The 25,619-nt window shown below is 32.1% G+C and carries 14 protein-coding genes, 2 tRNA genes and 1 pseudogene; 15 read left to right on the top strand and 2 right to left on the bottom strand.

Going from position 1 to position 25,619, the window contains the following annotated elements:
- Positions 1 to 137: 137 nt before the first annotated feature.
- The 6 genes from dnaE to WOO_RS03050 all read left to right on the top strand — a co-directional run bounded on the left by dnaE (position 138) and on the right by WOO_RS03050 (position 6,611).
- Positions 138 to 3,473, top strand: a complete 3,336-nt coding sequence (dnaE, locus tag WOO_RS03070) for a DNA polymerase III subunit alpha (protein ID WP_014869216.1) — start codon at positions 138 to 140, stop codon at positions 3,471 to 3,473.
- Positions 3,474 to 3,980: 507 nt separating this feature from the next.
- The gene (gene rpsF, locus WOO_RS04345) at positions 3,981 to 4,298 is read left to right on the top strand and encodes a 30S ribosomal protein S6 (protein ID WP_410543193.1); all 318 of its coding nucleotides are present in this window, start codon (positions 3,981 to 3,983) and stop codon (positions 4,296 to 4,298) included.
- Positions 4,298 to 4,573, top strand: coding sequence for a 30S ribosomal protein S18 (gene rpsR, locus WOO_RS03060; protein WP_014869214.1), 276 nt, complete (start codon positions 4,298 to 4,300; stop codon positions 4,571 to 4,573). The genes rpsF and rpsR overlap by 1 nt, the downstream gene beginning before the upstream one ends.
- 7 nt (positions 4,574 to 4,580) lie before the next feature.
- Positions 4,581 to 5,141, top strand: coding sequence for a 50S ribosomal protein L9 (gene rplI / locus WOO_RS03055; RefSeq protein ID WP_014869213.1), 561 nt, complete (start codon positions 4,581 to 4,583; stop codon positions 5,139 to 5,141).
- Positions 5,142 to 5,244: 103 nt separating this feature from the next.
- Positions 5,245 to 6,576 carry an adenylosuccinate lyase gene (gene purB / locus WOO_RS03905; protein WP_014869212.1) on the top strand — a complete coding sequence of 444 codons (1,332 nt, stop codon included), beginning with the start codon at positions 5,245 to 5,247 and terminating at the stop codon, positions 6,574 to 6,576.
- Positions 6,539 to 6,611: transfer RNA gene (locus WOO_RS03050), tRNA-Met, on the top strand. Before purB ends, WOO_RS03050 begins: the two co-directional genes overlap by 38 nt.
- Positions 6,612 to 11,404: 4,793 nt before the next feature.
- Here the strand turns inward: WOO_RS03050 and WOO_RS03040 are convergent.
- Positions 11,405 to 11,680 carry a helix-turn-helix domain-containing protein gene (locus WOO_RS03040; RefSeq protein WP_014869208.1) on the bottom strand — a complete coding sequence of 92 codons (276 nt, stop codon included), beginning with the start codon at positions 11,678 to 11,680 and terminating at the stop codon, positions 11,405 to 11,407.
- A 24-nt stretch (positions 11,681 to 11,704) separates the two neighbouring features.
- On the bottom strand, positions 11,705 to 11,905 hold the full coding sequence (rpmG, locus tag WOO_RS03035) for a 50S ribosomal protein L33 (RefSeq protein WP_014869207.1): 201 nt from the start codon (positions 11,903 to 11,905) through the stop codon (positions 11,705 to 11,707).
- Between the two features lie 147 nt (positions 11,906 to 12,052).
- On the opposite strand from rpmG, the gene WOO_RS03030 reads away from it, so the two are divergent.
- The 9 genes and pseudogenes from WOO_RS03030 (at position 12,053) to WOO_RS04330 (ending at position 25,589) form a co-directional block, all read left to right on the top strand.
- Positions 12,053 to 13,825 carry an Rne/Rng family ribonuclease gene (locus WOO_RS03030; protein WP_014869206.1) on the top strand — a complete coding sequence of 591 codons (1,773 nt, stop codon included), beginning with the start codon at positions 12,053 to 12,055 and terminating at the stop codon, positions 13,823 to 13,825.
- An 87-nt stretch (positions 13,826 to 13,912) separates the two neighbouring features.
- Entirely contained in the window at positions 13,913 to 15,832 is a 1,920-nt protein-coding gene (dnaK, locus tag WOO_RS03025; protein ID WP_014869205.1) for a molecular chaperone DnaK, read from the top strand.
- A gap of 295 nt (positions 15,833 to 16,127) precedes the next feature.
- On the top strand, positions 16,128 to 17,552 hold the full coding sequence (gatB, locus tag WOO_RS03020; RefSeq protein ID WP_014869204.1) for an Asp-tRNA(Asn)/Glu-tRNA(Gln) amidotransferase subunit GatB: 1,425 nt from the start codon (positions 16,128 to 16,130) through the stop codon (positions 17,550 to 17,552).
- A gap of 1,269 nt (positions 17,553 to 18,821) precedes the next feature.
- Entirely contained in the window at positions 18,822 to 19,130 is a 309-nt protein-coding gene (rplU, locus tag WOO_RS03015; RefSeq protein WP_014869203.1) for a 50S ribosomal protein L21, read from the top strand.
- A 3-nt stretch (positions 19,131 to 19,133) separates the two neighbouring features.
- Complete coding sequence (gene rpmA / locus WOO_RS03010; protein ID WP_014869202.1) at positions 19,134 to 19,403, top strand: 50S ribosomal protein L27; 270 nt, start codon at positions 19,134 to 19,136, stop codon at positions 19,401 to 19,403.
- A gap of 9 nt (positions 19,404 to 19,412) precedes the next feature.
- A tRNA-Ile gene (locus WOO_RS03005) sits at positions 19,413 to 19,489 on the top strand.
- A gap of 2,331 nt (positions 19,490 to 21,820) precedes the next feature.
- Positions 21,821 to 23,002 (top strand): methionine adenosyltransferase, encoded by a 1,182-nt coding sequence (metK, locus tag WOO_RS03000; RefSeq protein ID WP_014869201.1) that lies wholly within the window; start codon positions 21,821 to 21,823, stop codon positions 23,000 to 23,002.
- Between the two features lie 1,279 nt (positions 23,003 to 24,281).
- Positions 24,282 to 25,109, top strand: coding sequence for a cytochrome c oxidase subunit 3 (locus WOO_RS02995; RefSeq protein WP_014869200.1), 828 nt, complete (start codon positions 24,282 to 24,284; stop codon positions 25,107 to 25,109).
- Positions 25,110 to 25,153: 44 nt separating this feature from the next.
- Positions 25,154 to 25,589 (top strand): annotated as a pseudogene (locus WOO_RS04330) (crossover junction endodeoxyribonuclease RuvC).
- Positions 25,590 to 25,619: the final 30 nt, after the last annotated feature.

Raw genomic sequence — 25,619 nt, 5'->3', positions numbered from 1 at the left:
TAATTTTATAGTAAAGGAACTAGCTAAGGGTTATTAAGGAATTTTTGTTGTTACTTTGAGTAAGCTTTCGTTTCCATGAAATTATATCCTTGTAAGTAAATTAATGGTATTCTTTTATTGCTGGTTTGAAGTTTTTTATGTTCATACACTTGCGTGTTCACAGTGTTTATTCATTGCTTGAGAGTTCAGTCAAAATTGAGGAACTGATCGGCCTTTGCTTGCAATATAGAATGCCAGCAGTTGCGGTTACTGATTCAGGTAACTTATTTGGCTCACTTGAGTTTGCAGAATATGCAGCAAGTAGGGGGATACAGCTAATAATAGGATGCAATATTATAGTTCGACAATCAGAACAAAATTTACCCATATTATTACTTGCAAAAAATGAGCAAGGATATACCAATTTGGTTACTTTAGTAAGTGATTCTTTTAGAAAGCGCAAAAACAGCCACGATATTCCTTATGCCGATTTTACTGAGTTATTAAGTTTAAGTTCAGGTCTGATCGCTTTAACTGGTGGATCTGATGGAATATTAGCTCAATTATTATTGAAGCAGGATAGGGAAACAGTAAAAAGACTGTTCTCAGCATTCAATGGTCATTTATATGTTGAATTGCAGCGTCATAGGCTTAATGAAAAATTAGAACTTGAAGAAGTCTTAATAGACTTTGCTTATCAGCACAATGTACCACTTGTTGCAACTAACGACGTATTTTTTTTAAATAAATCTGACTATGAAGCTTATGATATATTAACGTGCATATCAGAGGTAAGTTATTCTTTCGAAAAGAATAGGGAAAAACCAACTACTGAGCATTATTTTAAGTCTGTGATAGAAATGAAGGAGCTATTTAGTGATATTCCTGAAGCAATTCATAACACTTTAGTGATAGCTAGGCGATGCTCTTACATGCCAAGAAGTAGGCAGCCTATTTTGCCTAAATTTCCTTGTCGAGAGAATAAAACTGAAAATGAAGAACTGAGGGAACAAGCAATTACAGGTTTAGAATTACGCATTGCAAATGAAATAGACATAAACATTGAGCAGTACTATGATCGCCTGAACTACGAACTGAGCGTGATAACCTCAATGAATTATTCTGGATATTTTCTCATAGTTTCTGATTTTATTCGTTGGAGCAAGGCAAATGGCATCCCAGTTGGTCCAGGAAGAGGTTCTGGCGCTGGATCAATTGTTGCTTGGGCGTTACAGATCACAGACCTCGATCCAACAAAATTTGGTCTGATTTTTGAAAGATTTTTAAACCCTGATCGTATATCGATGCCTGACTTTGATATCGATTTTTGTCAAGAAAAGAGAGACTTAGTTATTGATTATGTACGAAAGAAGTACGGTCATGTCGCTCAAATAATCACCTTCGGGAAATTGCAGGCAAGGGCCGTACTACGAGACGTTGGGAGGGTGTTACAGATGCCTTATGCTCAAGTGGATAAAATATCTAAAATGGTTCCGTTTAATCCAGTAAACCCTGTGACTCTGTCACAAGCAATAGAGCTTGATCAGAATCTGCAAAAAGAGCGAGATAGTGATGAAGTGATTGCAAAACTTCTTGATGTTTCTCTTAAGCTTGAGGGAATATATCGTCACGTTTCAACTCATGCTGCTGGAATTGTGATATGCGACCAAAAATTAGAAAACTTTGTTCCTGTTTATTACGATCCAAATTCTACTTTGCCAATCACTCAGTACAGCATGAAATATGTGGAAAAAGCTGGGCTAATAAAGTTTGATTTCCTCGGACTTAGCACATTAACACTAATAGATCATGTATGCCGTTTAATTAATCGTAATGGGGAAAAAATCAATATTTCTTCAATTTCATTAAATGATTACAGAACTTACAAAATGCTCTCAAAAGGTGATACAATCGGGGTGTTCCAGCTTGAAAGTTCTGGAATGAGAGAGGTTCTAATCAAGTTAAAACCAGACTGCATTGAAGATATTATCGCTTTAATTTCCCTTTATCGTCCAGGACCTATGGATAACATTCCAACTTACATTGCAAGAAAACACGGACTTGAAAAACCAGACTATATTCACCCTTTACTCGAAGAAGTATTAAAAGAAACGTTTGGAGTAATAATTTACCAAGAGCAAGTAATGGAAATAGCACGTATTCTCTCCGGATATAGTTTAGCTGAAGCAGATCTATTAAGGCGTGCTATGGGTAAGAAAATCAAAGAAGAGATGGATAAGCAACGTGAACTTTTTATCCAAGGAGCAATGAAAAATGCTGTTGATTATGACAGAGCAAGTTATATTTTTGATCTTGTTGCAAAATTTGCTGGTTACGGATTTAATAAATCTCATGCAGCTGCATATGCAGTGATATCTTACCAAACGGCTTACCTCAAGGCCAACTATCCATTAGAATTTTTCACAGCTTTGATGAATTTGAATATTAGCAACAGAGATAAGCTGAACTTGTTTTATCATGCTGCAAAACTTTGTGGGATTGCTGTTCTTCCACCTGACGTAAATAAGTCTCAAGCTCTATTTTCAATAGAGGGCGAATATATACGCTATGGTATTGCAGCTTTGCGTAATGTTGGTTCTTCTATAGCAGAGGTAATAGTGCACACAAATTCGAGCACTTATTGGAATATATGGGAATTCATTCAAAATTCGGGACATATAATAAATAAAAGAGCACTAGAGAGCCTAATTAAGGCCGGAGCATTTGATAGTGTGCATCAAAACAGAAGGCAGCTATATGAGTCAATAGACACATTGATTTACTTTGCAAATAAAAACAGACAACATAAGGAGTCAAATCAAGCTGGTTTGTTTGATAATCTTGATGTCCTAAAACCGAAACTTAAAGATGTGAAAGATTTCAATAAAGAAGAAAAACTAGAGCACGAGTTATTTTCACTGGGATTTTACTTAACTGATCATCCACTTAAAAGATTTAGAACTATTTTGAAAAAATTAAACATTGGATTTATTGGAGAGGGTAGAACGACAAAAACTGCTGGTGTAGTATTAAATGTACGTATGAGAACCTCAAAGCGTGGAAGATTTGTTATACTTACGCTCTCTGACCCATATAATGTTTCTGAAATAGCATTTTACAAAAATGAAGTAATAGAAGAGAAAAGAAGTCTATTTTCGCCAGGAACATTTGTTATAATTGATCTTGAAACTTCAGAAAATATAACAAGATTAGCAGGAAAGGATATATCTGAATTTACAGATAGAATCACTTCTGTAATAAAAAGACTAATCTTAACTGGACATGCAAATTCGCAAAAAATTGCTATGGAACTAAATTCAGTGTTAAAAAGTGGTGGCAGGACCAAGATAATGTTGAAACTCTTTTTTGAAAAATATAAGGTAAACATCTTGTTACCGGATACATATTCAATTACCCCTCAGATTGCTTATGAAATATCTAATTTAAGTTGGGTTAAAAGTATAGAGATTGATACAAATAGCTTGCCTATATAAAAAAGTCATATATAATAAAAAATTTGGTCAGTATCAAGGGAAGACATAATGAGTCTTTATGAGTTTACTTTTGTAGCGCAGCAGGGCTTGTTACAGCAAGAAGTAGAAGAGATGGTCCAAGAACTAGCTGTTTTACTAAAAAGTATTAAGATAGATGTTATTTTTCAAAAAGTCAAAAAATTTCTGGAAAATAACAAGCTTACGAAGCAAGAATTGGAAGCACGGTTTAATACTATTCAAGAAAGTTTAGTTAATTATTCCAATTTCTTAGAAAATTTTGCAAAAATTTTGTGGGTCGAGCTGGAAGGAGATCTTTCAAATTTGAAAGAAGTTAAATTGAAAATTGGTAAAGAGCTAAAAAGTGGGTTAAAAGATTTAGGAATGACACAAAATTTTATAAAGCTTTCGGAAGGTGGTAAGCAAGTTGCTAAGAGTATATTTATTCGTAACATAGCAAGTGCTTTAAAAGAAAGCATTTCAGAGAATCTAGCAAAGGTTCTTCAAGAAATTTTGAAAGATTGTGAAATAACAAACCTAGATCAATTAGATAAAACGTTGAAAGTGATTCTAGAAAATGTTGAAGCTTCAGGATTGATAAAATATGAATATTGGGGTCTTATAGATTTCGCATATCCGATAAATAAGATGAAGAGTGGCCATTACTGTATGATGTGCATAAGTTCTACCTCAAGTATTATGAACGAATTTATACGCAGAATAAAGCTTAATGAGAATATTATTCGCCACTTATCTGTACAAGTTGATAAATTTTCTGAAGGTAAATCTCATATGATAAATAAACAAGTTGAGGAGCAAAGTGCATAATGGTAAAAAAACGAAATAGTTTTAATGATTCCTATCTATCTATGAATAATAGGACTGGGTTTAGGCGTTCTAAAGCTTGTCCTCTTGCTACATCTAAAGATGAGGATATAGATTATAAAAATACAGATTTGTTATCTAAGTTTACTTCTGACTATGGCAGAATATTACCCAGAAGATTAACGGGTGTGTGTGCAAGAAGGCAAAGAAAACTTCGTTTAGCAATTATAAGGGCACGTTTTCTAGCTCTTGTTCCTTATTGTACTAAAAAAGCTTAGGTGATTTATGTTGGTGATTTTGAAGGAAAACATAAGAACGCTTGGTAAACTAGGTGAAATTGTAAAAGTGAAGCCTGGTTACGCACGTAATTTTCTTTTCCCACAAAAAAAGGCAGTTAAAGCTACTAGGGAAAGCATAGCGAAGCTAGAAGAGCAACGTTCCTTTTTAGAAGAGGAAAATATAAGAAAATTAAATTTAGCAAAAGAGCTGGCAGCATCTCTTATCGATAAGTTTGTAATATTAGTGAAGCAAGCTTCTGAGGATGGTAAAATTTTTGGTTCTGTAACAACAAAAGAAGTTGCAAAGTCTTTATTGCAAGGACATGAAATTGATTACCGTAAAGTATCTTTTAATGGAGTGAAGGTAAGAAATTTAGGTCAGTATCAAGTGAATATAGAGCTTCATAGTGAAGTAGTGGTACCAATCACTGTGTATGTTGTTAGATCAGAAACAGATGCACATGAGTTGAGACAAGTAAAATTGCAAAGCCAAGAGTTACAACAACAAGAGGTTGAGCAGAACTTAGGTAAAGAAACTGCTGATAGTGATAAAGTTGATCAAAGGTGATTCTGGTTACGACCACAGAAAAATGCTTTTTATAACTAAATTAGTATCATTCCAGCATGTAATCTTGGTTCTTACATGCTAGAAATAAAACGGAGGTCGTTTAATGATTCCTCGCTATAGTTGTGAAGAAGTATCTGCCATCTGGAAGGAAAACAATAAGTTTAATATATGGCTTAAAATAGAAAGATTAGTATGTGAGGCTCAAGCAGAGTTAGGAGTAATTCCAAATGATGTTGCTAAAAAACTTTCTGGTGCTATCAAATTTGATATTGAACGTATTAATGAGATTGAATCCACTGTAAAACACGATGTTATAGCTTTTTTAACGTATGTTGCTGAAAAAGTAGGAGTTGACGTTCGTTATCTTCATTATGGTATGACGAGTTCTGATGTATTGGACACATGTCTTGCTGTACAGATGAAAGAATCGTGTGATGTTTTACTCAAGAACTTAAAGAATTTACTTAAAGTATTAAAGAGAAAAGCTGAGGACTACAAAGATACTGTGTGTGTAGGACGTAGTCACGGAATGCACGCAGAGCCAACAACACTCGGGTTAAAATTTGCTAGGTTTTATGCAGAGTTTAAACGCAACTATCAAAGGCTAGTCAATGCTCAAAGAGAAGTTTCAACTTGTAAAATATCAGGTGCAGTAGGAAATTTTGCAAATATTGATCCATTTGTTGAAGAATATGTAGCAGGGAAAATGGGACTTATACCTGAAACCGTGTCATCTCAAGTAATTCCTCGAGATAGACATGCCATGTTCTTTTCAGTTTTAGGAGTAATCGCAAGCTCAATAGAAAATGTTGCCATTGAAATTCGTCATTTGCAAAGAACTGAGATTGGAGAAATTTCCGAATATTTTTCTACTGGGCAAAAAGGAAGTTCTGCTATGCCACATAAGTGTAATCCTATTTTAAGTGAAAATTTAACTGGACTTTCACGTTTAATACGTAGTTATATATTTCCTGCGTTAGAAAATGTTGCGTTATGGCACGAACGAGATATATCGCATTCGTCCGTGGAAAGATGCATTGTTCCTGACGCTTGCATAGTGATGGATTTTGCTTTGGTGCGATTAACAGATTTAGTAGATAAATTGGTGATTAATAAAGAAAATGTTGAAAAAAATTTAAATTCTTCAAAAGGATTGATTTTCTCACAGCGCATATTACTTGAATTAGTGCGGAGTGGTCTAACAAGAGAAAAAGCATATGAAATCGTTCAAAGGAATGCAATGAAAGTAAAACGAGACAATAGTAATTTTTTGTCTGAATTAAAACAAGATAAGTCTTTACTTGAAGTTATTGACTCTGAAAAGCTTGAATCTTTGTTTAACTTTGAATATTATATAAAATATATAGATCATATGTATAGTAGGATTTTTAATATTAGGCTGAGTAGCTCAGTTGGCAGAGCAGGAGGATCATAACCTCTTGGTTGTGGGTTCAAATCCCTCCTCAGCCACTAGTTGTGTTTTATGAGCTTTTTTATATAAATCCACTATAATAGATTACTTTAACATCTTATACATATGACACTAACTCTATGAACTAGCCAATAAAAAAATACTTAAAATGGCTATACTATTTAAGTAATAAGTAATTTATATTAAAAGGATAATCCTGATTAATTTGAGAAAAATAGGAAAATTTATGATAATTTTCTATTTTAAAAAGCCGTCCTTCTCGTAGAGAGAGTTCTTAATTTTTTCTAAACAGAGCAAGTTTTAGGAATCCTAATTTTTGAAATAAGTAATAACTATCTTGTTTAGTATCAGATTGTAAGCTACAAATAATTTTTCACCGTAAAAACAGAATTGGTACCAGTAAGAGAACATAGTGTTTGCAAGTTCGTCCTATACTTTTTTTCCTTCCACCTAGCTAACAAACGAATATAGAACTTTTGCAGTATAATTCTAACTATTGTAATAGTAAAAAAAATTGAATAAATCAACATTGGCTATGTTTTCAAGAGGAGCTCTAAGAATTTTTATCAGTATATTAACTGGTACTGATTCTGAAGGCTCATCCAAGTTAGCAATGAGATTAGAGCATCTTTATTTGATCTTTACTAGTTTTAATAATACCCATACTAAGAATATTACCATAACAGACCTTAATTCTAGGTACGTGTACATTGTTCTTAGCAAAAGTTGATTTCTTTCATGATTTAAGTTCTTTCTTGATAAGAGAACAGGACTATGTACAAGCTATACAATGAGTGTTGTAATATATTATGAAATAAAGAAAAACATCATGGATTATAAGAAACTTTGACTTAAATGGTAAGAATTTTATTAATTTCTTTATTTTAATAATAACCTCTATTCAAGTCAATAGGAAACGCTATTTTAGGCAATAAAACTTGTAGAACCAGTGATTTGTAATAGAGTCTACCTGTTCTCAGTTACTTTTAGGTAATAAAAAATATTTAAACACTTTGAGAAGAAAATCGTTTAGGATAAAAGAACCGAGTTAGCTCTCATTTTTCACTCTAACTTCCAGGCTAATTTAACACTCCTTAGAAACTTATCGAATTAATCAACACTTGTGGTAGTAAATCTATTATCTTTTCCAATAAGCATAAGTTATGTGAACTATATTAGACTGAACTATTGAAGTTCATTATTACTGAAACAATTTTCAAGATGGACGGAGCATCGCATCAACAGAGAAAATTTTTTAATCTTAGCAAAGAACGTAAAGCCTTCTGTATTTAAATGAAACACATTCAACAGGTATTATTGGACATAATAGGTACTGCTTCTCTACCGTTAACCTTTAAAAAAATTCCACATTTAGTTTCAGACACTGTTAGTAAAGTCTTATGATACTTTAGTACATATGTTGCTTGTTCTAATATTATAAAGGATTATCTTATCAATAGGTGTAAGGATTATTTATTTATTCAGTTTCTCTTTTTCCAATGATCATGATGCAGCAGCCAAAGCCTAAGAATTTAGTACAAAACATCTTGCTGATCAGGTAGTACCTTATTTTTTAAAGCTGAAAACTTGAAAGACAAATTGTGAAACCTTGAATTTAACACAGGTAACTTAGCTACACAATTATGCTGACAATTTTAGGTAGCAAAATACAATGATGAGTTCAAAGGAAGAGCTTTTGAAACAGAGTTAATTACCTTTGCTACATGCAACCTGTTTTTCCTAACACATCAAGATTACGTATTATACTCAGTATGAATAACACTAAAAGTAACGTAAATTATTCAATAAATATTCTTTCAAAAAACATAAACTACAACTTTGTATTTCGTCATGGATATGATGATTGGTCACAAGTTTTTCTACCTTCTTATAAATGAATGATTTTTTTAAATTTTCCACTATCGTTTAAATCTTAGTTCTTTTGAAAAAGAAAATCTAGATCTGTCAGAGGATAGTATATCTATTAGTATTAGGTATGTTCTCAGACTAATGAAGCTAACCTCCTTAAGTGGAAAGTTGAATATATTTACCAACGTTCAAGCTTTTATCAATTTTCTGAGATTTAACCTTGTGATTACGCAAAAATCACAAATAGATTAAAAGCAACGATACAAAGCTTTAAGATGGATACGTGTAAGCAAAAAATTACACATTTTCTCAATGTGGCTGCAAAAGAAGTACATATAAGGTAGTTTTTTAGCAAAGCAAGCTCATCCTATTATTGAAAATTTGTTTTTTTGGATTTTATCCACGATATGCTTGAGATTTGAAAACAGATATAGAACATGTTGCAAAGAGAAGTTGAATTCATCTTAGGCAAGATAGAAACGCTAGATCTTAGTTTTCACGCCTTGTCATTTTGAACTTACCACTCCAGTAAATAAGAAGTTTAAAAAATAGTAAAAAAATCATACAGTAATCCAGATGTTTTCGCTTTCCTTTTACATTTACTGAGTAGTTCATCCAATAAATGAACTAGAATTTTTATGAAGTCCTCATTTACCTGTACTAACTTATTAGTATTTACCTAAACAAGAATTGGAAAGCTATCTACCTTACCTAGAGCTAAAAGGGTGTTTTTTTAATTCATAAGAATTTACATTGTATTTTCCAAGCACAAGTGCATTTATCAGGTATCTTGGAAATTTGCGACAAATTTGGTAATTAAATAATTCTTTTGCCTGATCTGAAAAGGATAATTCAAAGACTATGCAAATAAGGTCAATGCTACTTATAAAATATTTTCTTTGAAATTTTGAGTAAGTGCGGATATTTCAAAAAAAAAACAGGCTAGTGTTAGTAAAACTATTGTAAGCAATTATCTTTGCTTGTAAGTTTGATATTTATATTTCAAAATTATCTAGACTGAAGCTATTCTAAGTACAATATAGTGATCAAATAAGCGGCTTGATTAACGTAAATATTAATAAAAAAGTTTCATTCATAAAGAATATCTATCTTCTCACTTAGCAACATTGTTTAGCAATGGATAATATCGATATTGATAAGATTAGGTTTGCTTAAAATACATAACTTAATTATAGAAGGTGCTAGAGAAATTTTAGTTAACAGAACTCTATGCTGATGATTGATCTAATCAAAAAAACTTATCATTCCGAGAGTTCTAGTTGCCAGATCTACACTTTATACAGTCTAATCACCGTTGCTAAATCTGAAAGCTCTACGTGCTAGAAATGCTCCTATTCTAGGAATGGTTCTAAACGGATCACCTAGTTTCATGGATAATTTTGAAGCATAGAATTGTCATGACGGAGTAAAGGTCTTAAAGCATCAGTACTTAAATTATAGCGGATCAATAACGAAACATCTAATGCAAATACCTCTCTCGAGTAAATTAAAGAGCCGTTTCATGGTTAAATAATGATGAATTTAAGCAAATATAATAAAAAATTACATAGTAAGTTACATCCGAATCTGATTTCCATTTGGTAAGTAAATTTGCACACTCATGCTCACTACAGACTGTCGAAGCCATATATCAATAGAGCATAACTTTTGAGTATGTAATTTTGCAAGATTCACCCATAACCATATAGTAACTCTTCGCGAAAAGTTGAAAACTTTATGCATTTTTAAATCCATTATTTTCTGTTTTTAAAGAGCCTTTTCCTGGAACCTGAGACGAGATGAAGGAATAGAAAATAAAGAAAAACATTCCTTTGAATGTGCTAAGGAGTTACTTATACACCGGTTCTCGCAAAATTGCTGTATTAGCCTTTAGTACAGGAGCAGTGGTATAAAAATATGCCGTCCAGAGTTTATTGAAAAAGTTGTTAAATTAGTACTTAATATGGAATTTTAACAATCTATGACAAAGTTATAACTGGCTTTAGATAAACGGTACTTATTTTATTTTCGAACAAGCTTAAATCATATAAGGCTTTTTATGTACCTTAAAAGAATTATAACTGGAGATTTTCTTCTACTTGTTCTTACAATTACTATCGAAAAAGTCTACTCAGCGTTTTTAAGTGAGCCTTTTATTGAGGCATTTACTCATGATCACCCTTACACTGCTAATTTCTTGGTTTGTGCAGTTACAATTGTTTCTTTTTCATAGGATTCATAATATATTCATATATCCAAAAAGGAACTAGTAAATATTTATCAAAAGCTTGTAGAAACATTCAGCATGTACGTAGTACTGATGTGTAATAGCAACTTTTGATGTTTATGATATGCAAGTACTGAAGATAAAATTTTCAGGGCGAAGGCTTTTAATTAGTTCTTTGTAATTCGGTTTATTTATTATCATCTTTTCAATAACAACTTTAGGACTTGGAGAAGCTTCTAATAATATTAGAAGTATCACCTTCACTAAGTATATCTTAATTCTAGTTTATATCTTCAAGAAGTAACGCACGGCAGTATATAAAAATAGAAAAACTATATATAGAAATTTAATTAAAGCTAAAGATAATAAAAATCTTTTACTGACTCAATTTATCCTGTAAGTTTTTTATAAATTTATCAACTAGTATATGCCTTTACATAAAAAAAGGTTGATAAAGAATGTACCCAGTAAACTAGTTTTATCAAGCTAACAAGCACGTGTAAGAAAAGTTCGTTTTTACGTTATTAACTCACTCAAGCTAAGGCATATCAGCAAAGTATTCAAACAAGTTATAGAGCTGTAAATGTATCCCGTTTTTATAAAATATAATAATACAGTGTTCTTATATGCTTGATCTATTGCTAGTAACCTAAAAAACTATTAAGTATAGATTTTGGAAATTCTTGTTAGTATTATCGGCATATCTTCCTAAATAAGAGCGAATAGGAAACCTTATTATATAGATTTAGAACTATACCTTATTTCCATATCTATATCTTGACCAAGTGCAACTAGTAAGTTAAACAGGTACTCTAAAGAAAACCCTTCGATTTTTGACTTATTAATTTGAGATACTTTAGGTTGATCAATTTTTAGAGCAGTTGCTGCTTTTTTTTGTGTTCTATATTTCTTACTTATTAGCTGTGCGATAACCTTCATTAATTTCAGTTTTGTGTCTTTTATGTCACCCAACTCTATCACTATTGGATAACTTAATTGTAAATTTTGCATGACAAAAAACTTCCTTATAGAAAACTACTTTAATTTTTCTTCCTTAAACAATACATGCTTTCTGGCTACTGGATCATATTTCCTAAACTCTAGTTTTCTAATGAGCTTTTTTGGATTACGCTTTTTTGTGTAAAAATAGCCCGTTAATTTTTCTTCACCAGTACTTGTTTTCTTAATTGCACTACTAACTAGCTTAACAAGCAAAGAAACATTCTTTTTTGCCATACTTAATAAGTATAAGTTCCTTTTAAGTTTATTACAAGAAACACTAAAAGTCAACTATTTTGTATCCTTTGAACAGTATAGATCGTAAGATTCTTGACAATCTACGGTATATTAATAATATAGAGTTAAGTTTAGAATGAAAGGCAAGTGGTAAATAATAGTAAAAGGTTACTATTGATAGAAAATTCTATCTGCTCTGATGAAGTAAGGGTTGCTTTATCAGTCAATAATAAGATTGTAGAGTTTGAACAAGAATTTAAAGAGAAAAGGCAGTTAAGAGGAAATATATACGTTGCTTATGTAAAGCGTATAAAGCCTTCTTTGCAGGCTGTATTTATTGAATATGGAAAAAATAAGCAAGGGTTTTTATCTTTTTCCGAAATATCTCCAGATTATTTTAATATTTCAGAAAAAGAAAAGGAAGCTTTTTTTGAAAGTTGTTCAAATGGTGATTACACAGAGGAAAATAGTAGTGTATCAACGAATGTTTCTTCAGATTCTGCAGCTAATAAAAATATTAATGAATCGAGTAGTAGCTTTGTAAGGGAAGTATCTTTGTATAAGAAGTACAAGTTACAGGATGTTATTGCGGTTAATCAAAAAATATTAGTTCAACTGACTAAAGAGGAACGAGGTAATAAGGGAGCTTCATTTACAACTTACATAACTTTAGTGGGTAGATACTGTATTTTCATGCCCAATTCCATGAGCAAAGGTGGAATATCTCGCAAAATTGAAGATGCCAATATCAGAAAGCAATTAAAGGACATACTTGATTCAATAAGCTTGCCAAAAAAGTCATGTTTAATAATAAGGACCATTGGCTCAGGAAAAAGTAAAAAAGAAATTGAGCAGGATTATAATTATCTATTTTCACTGTGGCAGAACATTCAAAAAAATGCTTCCTCTACAAATGTTCCATCGTTGATCTATAACGAAGCAGACTTGATTATGAGATCTATTCGTGATTTTTGTAGCAATGATGTGGAAATTATAGTATCTGGAAAAGAAGCTTTTGAAGTAGTAAAACAATATACTGAAAATGCATTAAAGGGTAGTAAGTTACGCTATAGGCTGTATAGAGGTTTTGTTCCGATATTTACTTACTACGGAATTGAGGATCAAGTTTCTGAGCTATATAGCAATAGGGTAAAATTACCATCTGGTGGGTCTTTAATAATAACTTTAACTGAAGCGTTTGTTTCAATAGATGTAAACTCGGGAAAAATGATGGAGGAAGATAGTATAGAAGAAACAGCTTATAGAACCAATATGGAAGCAGTACCTGAAATATCAAGACAAGTAAATTTAAGAGGCTTGTCAGGGTTAATAGTAGTAGATTTTATTGGTATGTTAAAATATCAATATTGCAGAGCTGTTGAATTTGCCGTTAGGCAGGCATTTAAAGATGATAAAGCTAAAGTTCAGTTTAGCTATATAAATGACTTTGGTTTAATGGTATTTTCAAGGCAAAGGATTAAACCAAGCATACAGGAAATCAATACTATAGAATGTTTACACTGTAGGGGAGTTGGTAAAGTAAAATCAAATGAAGTAATTGTTGCATCAGTATTAAGAGAATTACAATATGTTGCTAGTAGAAACCGAAATGGATCATTTGATTTATTGGCACATAGCTCAATTATTACACACATTTTTAATAATAAGCGTGATACAGTTTCTACGATTGAAAAAGAATTCAATATTAAATTGAACGTTAATGCTGATAATAATTTAAGTGTAGATGCATTCATTTTAAAACGAGGAGATAATGTTAATTTAAATGATTGTAAGCCACTGCAAAATTCTGGTTATAAAACCGAGGGTAACGACAATGAGAAGGTTAATTACTCAGGTGGATTGCAAAATAACTTTTGGTTAACTAGATGGCTTTCACGTCTTTTGAGCTCTAATAGCTAACCAGAAATCCTGAGTGGGACTTGTAATTGGCAAGTTCCATACTTATATATCCTTATGTTAAGTAATATTTACAAGGGAGTATTCATTATGGGGAGAGCAATAGGTATAGATCTTGGAACAACAAATTCTTGTGTTGCGATAATGCATGGTAAAGATACGAAGGTAATAGAAAATAAAGAAGGAGCAAGAACTACTCCATCCATAGTTGCGTTTACTTCATCAGGAGAGAGATTGATTGGCGCTCCTGCAAAAAGACAAGCAACTACAAATGCAAGTAATACCTTTTTTGCTACTAAGAGATTAATAGGCCGTCAACATAGTGATCCTGAGATAAAAAATCTCAATGTTCCATATAAAGTGTTTGCAGCAAAAAATGGCGATGCATGGGTTAAAACATCTAGTAATAAAGAATACTCTCCTAGTCAAATTGGTGCATTTATACTGCAAAACATGAAAGAAGCAGCGGAAGCTTATCTTGGAGAAGAGGTAAAGGATGCTGTAATAACAGTGCCAGCATATTTTAACGACTCACAACGCCAAGCAACAAAGGATGCAGGAAAAATTGCTGGGTTAAATGTACTCAGGATAGTTAATGAGCCTACTGCTGCAGCACTTGCTTATGGTCTTGATAAAAAACATGGACACACAATAGTAGTATATGACCTTGGTGGTGGTACATTTGATGTTTCAATACTTGAAATAGGTGATGGGGTTTTTGAGGTAAAAGCAACAAACGGTGATACTCATCTTGGCGGTGAAGACTTTGATGACGCAGTAGTAAGTTATTTATTGGATGAGTTTAAAAGAAATACTGGCATTAGCTTAAGAAATGATCCGATGGCTATGCAGAGGGTCAAAGAAGCTGCGGAAAAAGCGAAAATTGAGTTATCAAGCGCAATGGAAACAGAAATAAATCTGCCGTTTATTACAGCTGATGCAAGTGGCCCAAAACATTTAAATATGAAGTTAACAAGGGCTAAACTTGAAAGTTTAGTGAATGATTTAATTAAAAAAACTATGATCCCTTGTAAAAAAGCTCTTGAAGATGCTGGTATATCTGCTAGTCAAATCGGTGAAGTGGTGCTTGTTGGTGGTATGACTCGTATGCCAAAAGTAATTGAGAAGGTTAAAGAATTCTTTGGCAAAGATCCACATAGAGGAGTAAATCCTGATGAAGTTGTGGCAATTGGGGCTGCAATACAAGCAGGAATTGTTCAAGGTGATGTAAGAGATGTGTTATTGCTTGATGTGACACCACTTTCTCTTGGTATCGAAACTTTAGGGGGAGTATTTACTCCACTTATTGAACGTAATACTACAATTCCTACTAAAAAATCTCAGATATTTTCAACTGCAGAAGATAATCAAGCTGCTGTTACTATCAAAGTACATCAAGGTGAGAGGAAACTGGCAGCCGATAATAAGTTGCTTGGCCAATTCAGTTTAGAAGGAATACCACCTGCTCCTCGTGGGATCCCTCAGATTGAGGTGACATTCGATATAGATGCGAATGGAATAGTACACGTTTCTGCAAAAGATAAAGCTACTGGGAAAGAGCAAAAAATACGTATTCAGTCTTCAGGTGGTCTATCTGATGACGAAATAAGTCGTATGGTGAGAGAAGCTGAAGAGAAAGCACAAGAAGATGAGGAGCGTAAGAAATTTATTGAAGTAAAAAATCAGGCAGATAGTCTAATTCATCATACAGAAAAATCTTTGAAGGAATATGGTGATAAAGTTTCATCAAGCGATAAATCTGCTATTGAAAATGCGATCAATGAGTTAAAGGAAGCTAGCAAATCTAGTAACGTTAATGACACTAATTCAATACAGCAGAAGATTACTAACCTCTCTCAATTATCTATGAAGCTTGGAGAAGTTATGTATAAAGAATCTCAACAACATAGTGGAGAAAACTCTACTAGCTCATCCACATCAAATAATGAGGAAGGGAAAGTGGTAGATTCTGATTATCAGGATATAGATAACAAAAAAGAGAATAAATAGAGGTGTGTTTGATTTTTTGTCGTTCCAGTATTATCTAGTTTGGTATTTAAGCTTATCAAATAAAGAAAAAGGTGAATGGAGCCTTACTCACTATCTGTTTTCAGTGTTGACGACACTGTCTTAAACACTTTATTGTATAGTAGAAAGAAACCGGTGGAGATTGTCAAGTAGTTTTTGCGTTTTTACCTAAAATTGTAATATTCGTTTACAACATGATGATCTTAAATCATAAGTTTTATTTTGACTTTTTATGCTAATTTTACAGAATATTTAAATTATTATTTAAATCAAATGCATGGCAAAAGAGAATTGGGAGGCAGTAATCGGACTTGAGGTGCATGCTCAAGTTTCCTCTAAGACAAAGCTATTTTCTAGTTCATCAACTAAGTTTGGTACTGAGCACAATACTCAAGTTTCTCTATTTGATGCAGCAATGCCAGGTACACTACCAATACTGAATTACTACTCTATAGAACAGGTGATACGCACCGGCCTTGCACTTTCCGCAGAGATTAATAAGTGCTCTTACTTTGACCGAAAAAATTATTTTTATCCTGATTTACCACAAGGTTACCAGATAACTCAATTTTTTGAACCAATAGTTAAGAACGGCATAGTGTTTATTGATAGTAATGAAAAAGGAATAAGAATTGCAAGGATTCATTTAGAGCAAGATGCAGGAAAGAGCATCCATGAAAAAAGCAAAACTTACGTAGATTTAAATCGTGCAGGAGTTCCTTTAATGGAAATCGTTTCAGAGCCGGATCTTAGGTCATCTATAGAAGCTGCAGAATTTATGAAAAAATTGAGGCAGATTTTGCGTTACATTGGTTCATGTGATGGTGATATGGAAAAGGGTTCACTTCGTTGTGATGCAAATGTTTCTGTGCGCCCAAAAGGTAGTAGCACATTTGGCACTCGTTGTGAAATAAAAAACTTAAATTCAATACGTTACATTATTCAAGCTATAGAGTATGAAATACAAAGGCAAATTGAAGTTTTAGAGAATGGTGAAGAGGTAAATCAAGATGCCTTATTGTTTGATATCGCTTTAGGAAAAACAAAAGTGATGCGGAATAAAGAGGATGCAAGCGACTATAGGTATTTCCCTGAACCTGATTTATTGCCTATCGAAGTAAGCCAGGATAAAATCGACTCTATTAAGTCATCTTTACCAGAATTACCAGATCAAAAAAAACTACGATATATCAAGGAATTGGGTATCAGCGAATATGACGCGGACGTCATTATTTCTGATAAAGCAATTGCTGATTACTTTGAGGAGTTAACAAAAAAGCACGATTCAAAGCTCGCAGTTACTTGGCTAACCGTAGAACTTTTAGGTCGTTTGAATAAAGCAGGTATTGATATTACGAACTCTCCAGTCAAAGCAAATGCCCTATCAAAACTTTTGGATTTTATCGTTGATGAAACAATATCCGCTAAACTTGGTAAACAGGTTTTTGATATTATGTTTGAGACTGGTAAACCTGCATCTCTTATTATAGAAGAGCAGGACCTGAAACAAATAGCTGATAAAGAACAAATATCAAAAATTATCAGCAAAATCATCAATGACAACCAAGATAAAGTTCAAGAATACAAAAGCGGTAAGATAAAATTATACGGATTTTTCGTTGGCGAAGTTATGAAACTTACTAAAGGAAAAGCTAACCCTAATGTTGTGAATTTGATTTTAAGTGAAAGATTAAGTAATTAATTTCTTATATTAACAACATATCTTGTAATACTTTTAAATCTATGCTCTGATATCTGTATACTGGAACATATAGGTTGATTACTTTTTTCACTATTTATTGATATTATTGACAAAATTATACAAGGTTGGAGATATCTAAAAATTACTCTACCTGGGACATAAACCGTTGTCTTTACCTCTTGGTATTACCTATCAAGAGTTGTATTTAGGTGTCATTTTCTACGTGTTATGGGGTAAAAAACGTCCTTGCTACACAGAATTTGAGCTAATTTCAGGTCTTGATGATGTTGTTTTGCAGTGTAAAAGAAACAAGTCAAATAGGATAGACAAAGAAACAGCATGGAGATTTATACAAATCAAGTACACATAAAATAGAAATGCAAGAATCTATATAAGTAGATTATTAACAAAAAATGGTAAATTTAGCTCAGTAAAATATTTTATTGCTTGTTTAAAAAAGCAAGAGTAGTAAAAAGTTGAATGTGAAATAAAGAATTTTATTATTGCTACAAGCATTGATTTTGATCCAGTGGGATTTAACACAATATGAAGTAAGGAGACTGAGAGTAATATTAAGTAGAAAGAATCAAGGAGAGAAAATTTAGTTTATAAAGATAAACATGGAAGGTAAGTTCCTGGATATAGGTAATGCTAGAAGTGGCAATAGGGATAAGGTGCAAAAGAAAGATAAAAAAAATAGGGAAAGATTTTAATGGTAATTATAAAATTGATAAATTATAATATAATACAATGTGAGGTATATTATACCTACAATGAACAAAAATATACGTCATTACATTTGCTTGTTAAAAGTAGTAATTGTAAGATAATTGGCGCATATTAAAAGATATGGAAAGAAAAAATTCTTGAGTAGATTTAATGATTTAATTATGTTGTTGATGCTGAAGATAAAAGATAATTAGATGTAGCACAATGTCTTATTAAATAAAGATACCTAATATCAACATTAAAGATAAAAATAACAACACTCCGCTATACTTGGTTGATTAAGGAAAGCAAATTACATAGCAAAAATGTTACCAACACATAATCATGAATGTTGACGCTGAAAATAATGAAAGTATGACAAGATTATATTGTGACGTGAGACATAACACTAAGAGCTCATGGAATTGCTGTAGCTTATGGTACATTCGTATATTTACTGGAGGCGTTTAATGTAACTTAGGTAGAATCATTTGTCTTGACAGCATATATGACATCCTTTACGATTACAATCAAAATTAATAGTAAAAGTGTATATTTGATATGTTTGCAGTGATTGAAACAGGCGGAAAGCAGTACTTAGTAAAAAAGGGTAGTGTGATAAAAATAGAAAAATTAGAGGCTGAGGAAGGAAAGGAGGTAGAGGTCGGTAAAGTAATTTATCTTTCAGATAACGATTTATCTTATTCACTTAATGCCACTGTTAAAGCTAAAGTACTTGAACAACGTAAAGAAGAAAAGGTCATAATTTTTAAAAAGAAGAGAAGAAAAAATTACCGTAGAAAAACTGGCCATAGACAGCATGTGACTGTTCTTTGCATTAATGAAATTAACTTCAAGGGTAAGAGGTAGGATATGGCAACCAAAAAATCAGGTGGTAGTTCCTGTAATGGTAGAAATTCTGCAGGTCGTAGGTTAGGAATAAAAAAAAACGGGAAAGTTACTCCTGGTAATATAATTGTCCGTCAAAGGGGAACAAAATTTCACCCTGGAAAAAATGTTGGTATGGGTAAAGATCATACGATTTTTGCTAAAGTGGAAGGCTGGGTTAAATTTAGAAAATCAATGAATAAAAAAACTTTTATTGACATTTTGCCTGCGAATAATGTGCAAGTTTCAGCTTGAGTAAATCAGGGGTCTGTAGCTCAGCTGGTTAGAGCACACGTCTGATAAGCGTGAGGTCGGAAGTTCAACTCTCCCCAGGCCCACCAATCTTTTTTCTCTGAACTTTTCTCTATAATTAGTTTGCTATAGCTCGAAACCTGCTACAATAATAACTTTTACTTCTCAAAATATTCATTTTTCAAAAGAATAATCGCTTCCTTTCAAATTTCCTTTTTTTCTTCTCTTTTGCTACTACTCGCTACACAACAAAGCCTGCGACTGATATATCACTATATAAAGCCTGGTTTACCCTATTCCCCTGTTTTTTTATTTTCTTCTAATCAAAACTAGAAGTTAGAATAATTTTGCAGATTTAAAGTGACAACAGTATGATATATTCACCAGTAAGAAGTATTAAATAAAAACAGTGTGACAAAAAATATTAGGAACTTGGCTGTCCACTGTTAGATCATTTAGATGAGTCTCATGTTTATCATCTGCTTTCTTAGACAATTAGCTTCCTAATCGGATTAGACCAGTAAAAAAATCAGCAATGAGCTTGTTGCTATAAAATTAATTGCTTCTTTCAAACCGGCTTTCCCAATAAAAATTGTTTCTATGTGTCTGCTCTGCTTCTTCAAGCTTGCGTTTCAAGCCTTCAAAAAAAATTGATCTTATTCTTACATTACTCTTCTATATTCTCTCTATTTTCCAAGTCACAAAGATATTCTCTAGTATTAAAACTGTATAACAATACTCTAGACCAAGCTCCTTATCTTATTCTCCTAGAAATTAACACTTTACCTTAATCTTGTTTGCTGAAATTTACCTATCTTCACTGAATGATTTACTATTAACTTTATTAACATCAAAGTGTTCGACAAAGTAAGCCTTTGTCCCCTATTTCAAAGTTAGCAGATTTTACTCATTTTTTATAATTTCCATAAATTGACCGGTACTTTCAAATCTAAAGATGGATACTGAATTACTATTAAAATAAGCAAGTTTATTACCAGTCCTATTATAAATAGGAACAATGTGATTACTTGTACTAAGTGAATAGCAAAATTACTTTTAGTTTCAGTTTATAGCTTGATGCTCACTGGGTATCTTATAACTAAGCCTGAATTAGGCTCAGATGTAAACTGTTCGTTAAAGTCTATCTGTTTCTCAAAGTTATTAAGTAACTTACTCAAAGCGAAAGTTTCTCTCTCTCACTTTTTCGATGTTCATTTACCCTGTGGCGATACGCTTATAAATTTTAGTTAAGGTTTCTAAGTTTTTTAGAAGCAATTTGCTGCCTTGTGATAATAAAGTTTGAAATAAGCTACGTGTAATTACTGTATGTTCACTATACATTTTAGCTCCATGCTCCTTTAAAAAAAGTAAATTAGAGAACTTATTTTATATCTGCATTAAAAATGCTACATAAAAACCTTTCTTGTTGCTTTTTCTTAAAATGTGTTAATAGTATGATATAGCTTTTTATAAGGAGAAAGTAATACCGAATCACTTGAATAACTCTTTCTGACAGTGTCGAGTGATCTTCTTGAGTAGCAAAGTATAACAGTGTAAACCTATTTCTCTGGTAATATTAATATTTGCTCCTTTTCTAATAAAGAGTTTTACAACTTTTAAATATTTCCCTTGAGCAAGTGAAATACAAAGATGTCCAAACTCTCTTTATCAGTATCATTAACACATTTGATCCTTTTGATTGAGGAGAAATTCTACTATGACATTCTTATCTCCATTTAAAGCGGCAATATGTATAAAGCCTCAGATCCATCAATGCTAAACGCAACATAAGCATTTATCCTCCTCCACAAAGAGAATCTTATAACCTCCAATTCATCATAATAGGAAGCGTAATACAGCGGTGTATAATGATTTATACTAATATAAGTATAGTAATACCTACTTCTTAACGCACAGAAAGCTTAGAAAAGTCAGAAACATTTACATATGCACTATAATACTCTCATCTAGAAAAATTTCTATAATATCTCAATAACCATTTATAACAGCCACATGAAAAGTATTAGCCTTATCAGTATTTTATAGTATAAACATTAGCCTATTAGTTAATGTATCTTTTTGACTTTACTAAGGTATCGCTCACAAACTAGAAAAGATCATCTAAGTTTTTACCTCTCATTTAGTAGAGTTTGATTGGAGCTAGTGACAATAAAAAATCTTTTATTGACTTAATTAAACTTTATTCTGTTAGTTTAGATTAATTTTTCTGTTAACTCTCAACACAGTAGATACCTTAACTGAATAGAAGGCGGTAAAAAACGCATCCTATACAGTCTAGTTTATCAAATTAGTAAGCAAGGCCATGAGAAATAGCTTTTGTACCATAAGGTCCATTCGTCTAGCAATTACTAACTATATTTTCTATAATAACTCTTATTGTATAAATAAAAAACTAAAGAATGAGTTTACATAAAAATTTAATAACTAGTGAATCAGTTGCAGCTGGTCATCCAGATAAAGTGGCAGATCAAATTTCAGATGCAATACTTGACGAATACCTTTTCTCTGACCCTCACTCACGAACTGCAATAGAAACTTTAGTTACCAAAGGTAATGTTATTATAGCGGGAGAGGTATTTGGACCTAATATTGAAAATGGTAGAATTGAAAATATCGTAAGGAATACAATAAAAAATATTGGTTACGAGCACGATGGTTTCCACTGGAGAAAGGTGGAAGTAAATATATTGTTACATAAACAATCAAATGATATTGCAGCAGGAGTGGATCAAGGCGCTGGGGATCAGGGCATAATGTATGGCTATGCAACAACAGAGACAGAGAGCCTTATGCCGGCACCCATTTTTTATGCGCATTCAATTCTGAAAAACATCATGAATGCGGTTAGAAAAGAAAAACTTGGGCCAGATGCAAAATCGCAGGTCACCTTAGTGTATGAGAACAATCTTCCAGTGCGTGCTGAAAGTATTGTTGTTTCAATACAACATCCAGAAGACCTGGATCAGTTAAAAGTAAGAAAAACAATTTACCCTTACATAGTTTCGTCTTTACCTAAAGGGTGGATGTGCCCTGAGGAGAATCTCCTAGTCAATCCAACTGGTAGGTTCGTTGTTGGTGGACCTGCTGGCGATTGTGGATTAACCGGACGAAAAATTATGGTTGATACTTATGGAGGGCATATCCCACATGGTGGAGGAGCGTTTTCCGGAAAAGATGCAACAAAAGTTGATAGATCTGCAGCTTATATGGCAAGATATCTTGCTAAAAATATTGTTTTTGCAGGTTTAGCTGAGCGTTGTCTTGTGCAGCTTTCTTATGCAATTGGTATATCAAAACCTACTTCATTCTACATTGATACATTTGGTACAAATATGGTGGACGAAAAAAGGATTAAAAAGTTTATTGAAAGTAATATAGATTTATCGACTAAAGGTATCATTAAACATTTATCCCTTAACCGTCCTATATATAAACGTACATCCTATTATGGACACTTCGGTAAAAAATCAGGAAAAGATGGTAGATTTTCTTGGGAAGACACAAATTTGTCTAGTGCTCTTCATAAAGAATTTAATATAGAAAGCAATAAAAAGATTTCTTTAGACTACCAAAGTTTTTGATTTAACTTAACATTGATATACTATACTAGCTTAGTATAATTAGCACTTTTATAATAATAATGCTATACTAACAGCAATTTTCATTTATGAGGCAATGAAGTGCATAACAAAACAAAGGAAGGATTATATGACATAGCTATAAAAGAATCATCAAATTTTATCGATGGAAAAGAACATCCTTTTCAAGATTGAGTTAGCAAACAACGCGTTAGACTATAAAAAATTCAAATCCTACTACCAGCAGTTTTTTTTTATATATAGTTAAATCATTGCACTCGTGCTTTATTAACTATTGTAACTAAAGTTGATACATTGAGATAATAAATAGGCCAACTTATATAGTTGGTAGTACTTTTGCTCACAAGTTGTAACTTATCTGATAACTATGAAAAGTCATGGTCTTGCTTAGTAGCTTTTATTAGCTTCCTTATGCATATTACATATCATAATTCTGTTACTGAAAGTTGAGCAGCACCTTGCTCATGCTTCTTTATACATTAAAGAGTTATTTTGCCATATTGTGAAAGGTAACACTACTACTAACAACAAATATCAGAAATGGATATAGACTTTTTTAGCACTGATATAATAAATAACATAATCGATAATACGAGATAATATGATTAAGATCACGAACAGTCTGTCTGTATAAAAAAAATACAATAATGATGAACGAAAAAACATGTTAGAATCTTTTGTAATAGGCTGCAGCTTGAAATAGAGTTTTAGAACGAAATAATGGTTGTAGCACAACTTGTTAATGCTAACCTAGCATAGAATTATTCATATCAAAACCCTAGTTTTTTTAGTATTTTTATATGCCTAATAATATAACCAAGAATTGCTGTTAGTTAACTTTTTAATATTAAATTAATGAGCAGTATTCTAAAGTATTCTAAACATGGAAAATTTTAAGTTCTATTACCAAAGTGACACAAGGATCAATATATAAGAGATATTTGTGAAACTATAATAGTTTTGTAGTCTTACAGATTTATATGCAAGATTATCATTGATAATATAGGAAGTAGATTTAAGAAAATAATAGATATGAAGAGGATAGACGGATGTATCACTTTAGGAAATATTGTTGGTGGGTATTATAAAAATTTAGTAAGAATGAAAGAAACAGAATGCTTGAGCTATTTAAAATAAGTATACAATATGAATTAGATTATTAACAATACACATGCAATTTCCTAAAATTTAATCAATTTCTTAAGCAACATTGACAATTTTAAGTTAATCTGTATGCTTAATATCTATTCTTGAAGATGGTATGAGAAGTAAAGAACATGATTTTCATTTAGTGGATCCAAGTCCTTGGCCAATTGCTATATCAGCAGCAATTCTTATTCTTGTGCTTGGATTAGTTAGCACGTTCCATAAACAAATTTCTGGAATATTTGGTTTAGTTTTAGGAATCTCTACTATATCAGGAGTGTTGTTTTATTGGTGGAAGGACGTAATAAAAGAAGCTATTTACGATAAATGCCATACTGCAATTGTAAAACATGGACTCAAGATTGCAATGTATTTATTTATCCTTTCAGAAGTCATGTTTTTTGTGTCGTTCTTTTGTTCATTCTTTAAAGCCTGGCTTGATCCAGTTTTTTTGTTTGAAGGATTTTCTCCCACAGATAAAGTTAAATGGCCTCCTAAAGGAATTCTACCTCTTAATCCGTGGTCATTACCGTTCATGAATACATTAGTATTATTACTTTCTAGTACAACAATCACCTCGGCACATCACTTTTTACTTAAAAATGATAAAGAGAATATGGTTAAAATGTTGTCTATAACTATATTGCTTGGGGTATTTTTTACAATAGTGCAAGCAATAGAGTATCATGAGGCAAGTTTTTCTCTACAAGAAACAGGAGAAAAGCTAATCTATGTATCCAATTTTTATATGATTACTGGATTTCACTGTGTGCACGTTATAATAGGAATAATATTCTTATTAGTGTGTTTATTTAGAGCGCAGAAAGATCAATTTACACCTCAGAACCATTTATGCTTTGAATTTGCTTCTTGGTACTGGCATTTTGTAGATATAGTCTGGATATTTGTGTTTGTGTTTGTATATTGGTTAAGCGTTTATTGAATAGTTAAAATAATAGATCTTGATCACGGATAAATAAAGACTAGATGATTATTATTAATTTAAGTAAAAAAAGTAGTATTGAATTTTGGGTAGTAATATTACATCACCAACAGAAGCTCAGCGTAGGTAAACACACCTGCATATAATTTTTGAATAATTAAAAAGTTAATTTCTTTATATTCTCCAAATGAAGCTCAGTGGAGAGAATTTTTGTTAATAAAAATCTAAAAATCTTCGCTAATTTTACAATATGCAAGAGAAATCATAATTTTAGTGTTAGAAATGACAGAGCTGATCATAAATGAATATGACGTAAATTATGTAAAAAAGTATTACTGAAATGGCCACACTAATAAAGATCAGATTATATTTATAGTGAGATAGGTGGTTGACAACTTAAATATAAAGTGTCACCATGCTGCTGATGTTCTTGCTATAGCAATTTGTCTTTTTTATACGAAAGGTTCTAATTTTTATTAAATAGTTTTACATGAGGTTCAACATTTCAAC

This window comes from Wolbachia endosymbiont of Onchocerca ochengi, assembly GCF_000306885.1.
Lineage (GTDB): Bacteria > Pseudomonadota > Alphaproteobacteria > Rickettsiales > Anaplasmataceae > Wolbachia.
Note: the sequence above shows the minus strand (reverse complement) of the source record. Positions and strands in the feature narration are given on the sequence as shown.

What these genes read in the sequence shown, in the direction of transcription:
- metK (WP_014869201.1), top strand. Translation starts at nt 21,821, where the DNA reads ATGAGTTTACATAAAAATTTAATAACTAGTGAATCAGTTGCAGCTGGT.
- rpmG (WP_014869207.1), bottom strand. Translation starts at nt 11,905, where the DNA reads ATGGCAAAAAAGAATGTTTCTTTGCTTGTTAAGCTAGTTAGTAGTGCA.
- dnaK (WP_014869205.1), top strand. Translation starts at nt 13,913, where the DNA reads ATGGGGAGAGCAATAGGTATAGATCTTGGAACAACAAATTCTTGTGTT.
- dnaE (WP_014869216.1), top strand. Translation starts at nt 138, where the DNA reads ATGTTCATACACTTGCGTGTTCACAGTGTTTATTCATTGCTTGAGAGT.
- rpsR (WP_014869214.1), top strand. Translation starts at nt 4,298, where the DNA reads ATGGTAAAAAAACGAAATAGTTTTAATGATTCCTATCTATCTATGAAT.
- gatB (WP_014869204.1), top strand. Translation starts at nt 16,128, where the DNA reads ATGGCAAAAGAGAATTGGGAGGCAGTAATCGGACTTGAGGTGCATGCT.
- purB (WP_014869212.1), top strand. Translation starts at nt 5,245, where the DNA reads ATGATTCCTCGCTATAGTTGTGAAGAAGTATCTGCCATCTGGAAGGAA.
- WOO_RS02995 (WP_014869200.1), top strand. Translation starts at nt 24,282, where the DNA reads ATGAGAAGTAAAGAACATGATTTTCATTTAGTGGATCCAAGTCCTTGG.
- rplU (WP_014869203.1), top strand. Translation starts at nt 18,822, where the DNA reads ATGTTTGCAGTGATTGAAACAGGCGGAAAGCAGTACTTAGTAAAAAAG.
- rpmA (WP_014869202.1), top strand. Translation starts at nt 19,134, where the DNA reads ATGGCAACCAAAAAATCAGGTGGTAGTTCCTGTAATGGTAGAAATTCT.
- rplI (WP_014869213.1), top strand. Translation starts at nt 4,581, where the DNA reads ATGTTGGTGATTTTGAAGGAAAACATAAGAACGCTTGGTAAACTAGGT.
- WOO_RS03040 (WP_014869208.1), bottom strand. Translation starts at nt 11,680, where the DNA reads ATGCAAAATTTACAATTAAGTTATCCAATAGTGATAGAGTTGGGTGAC.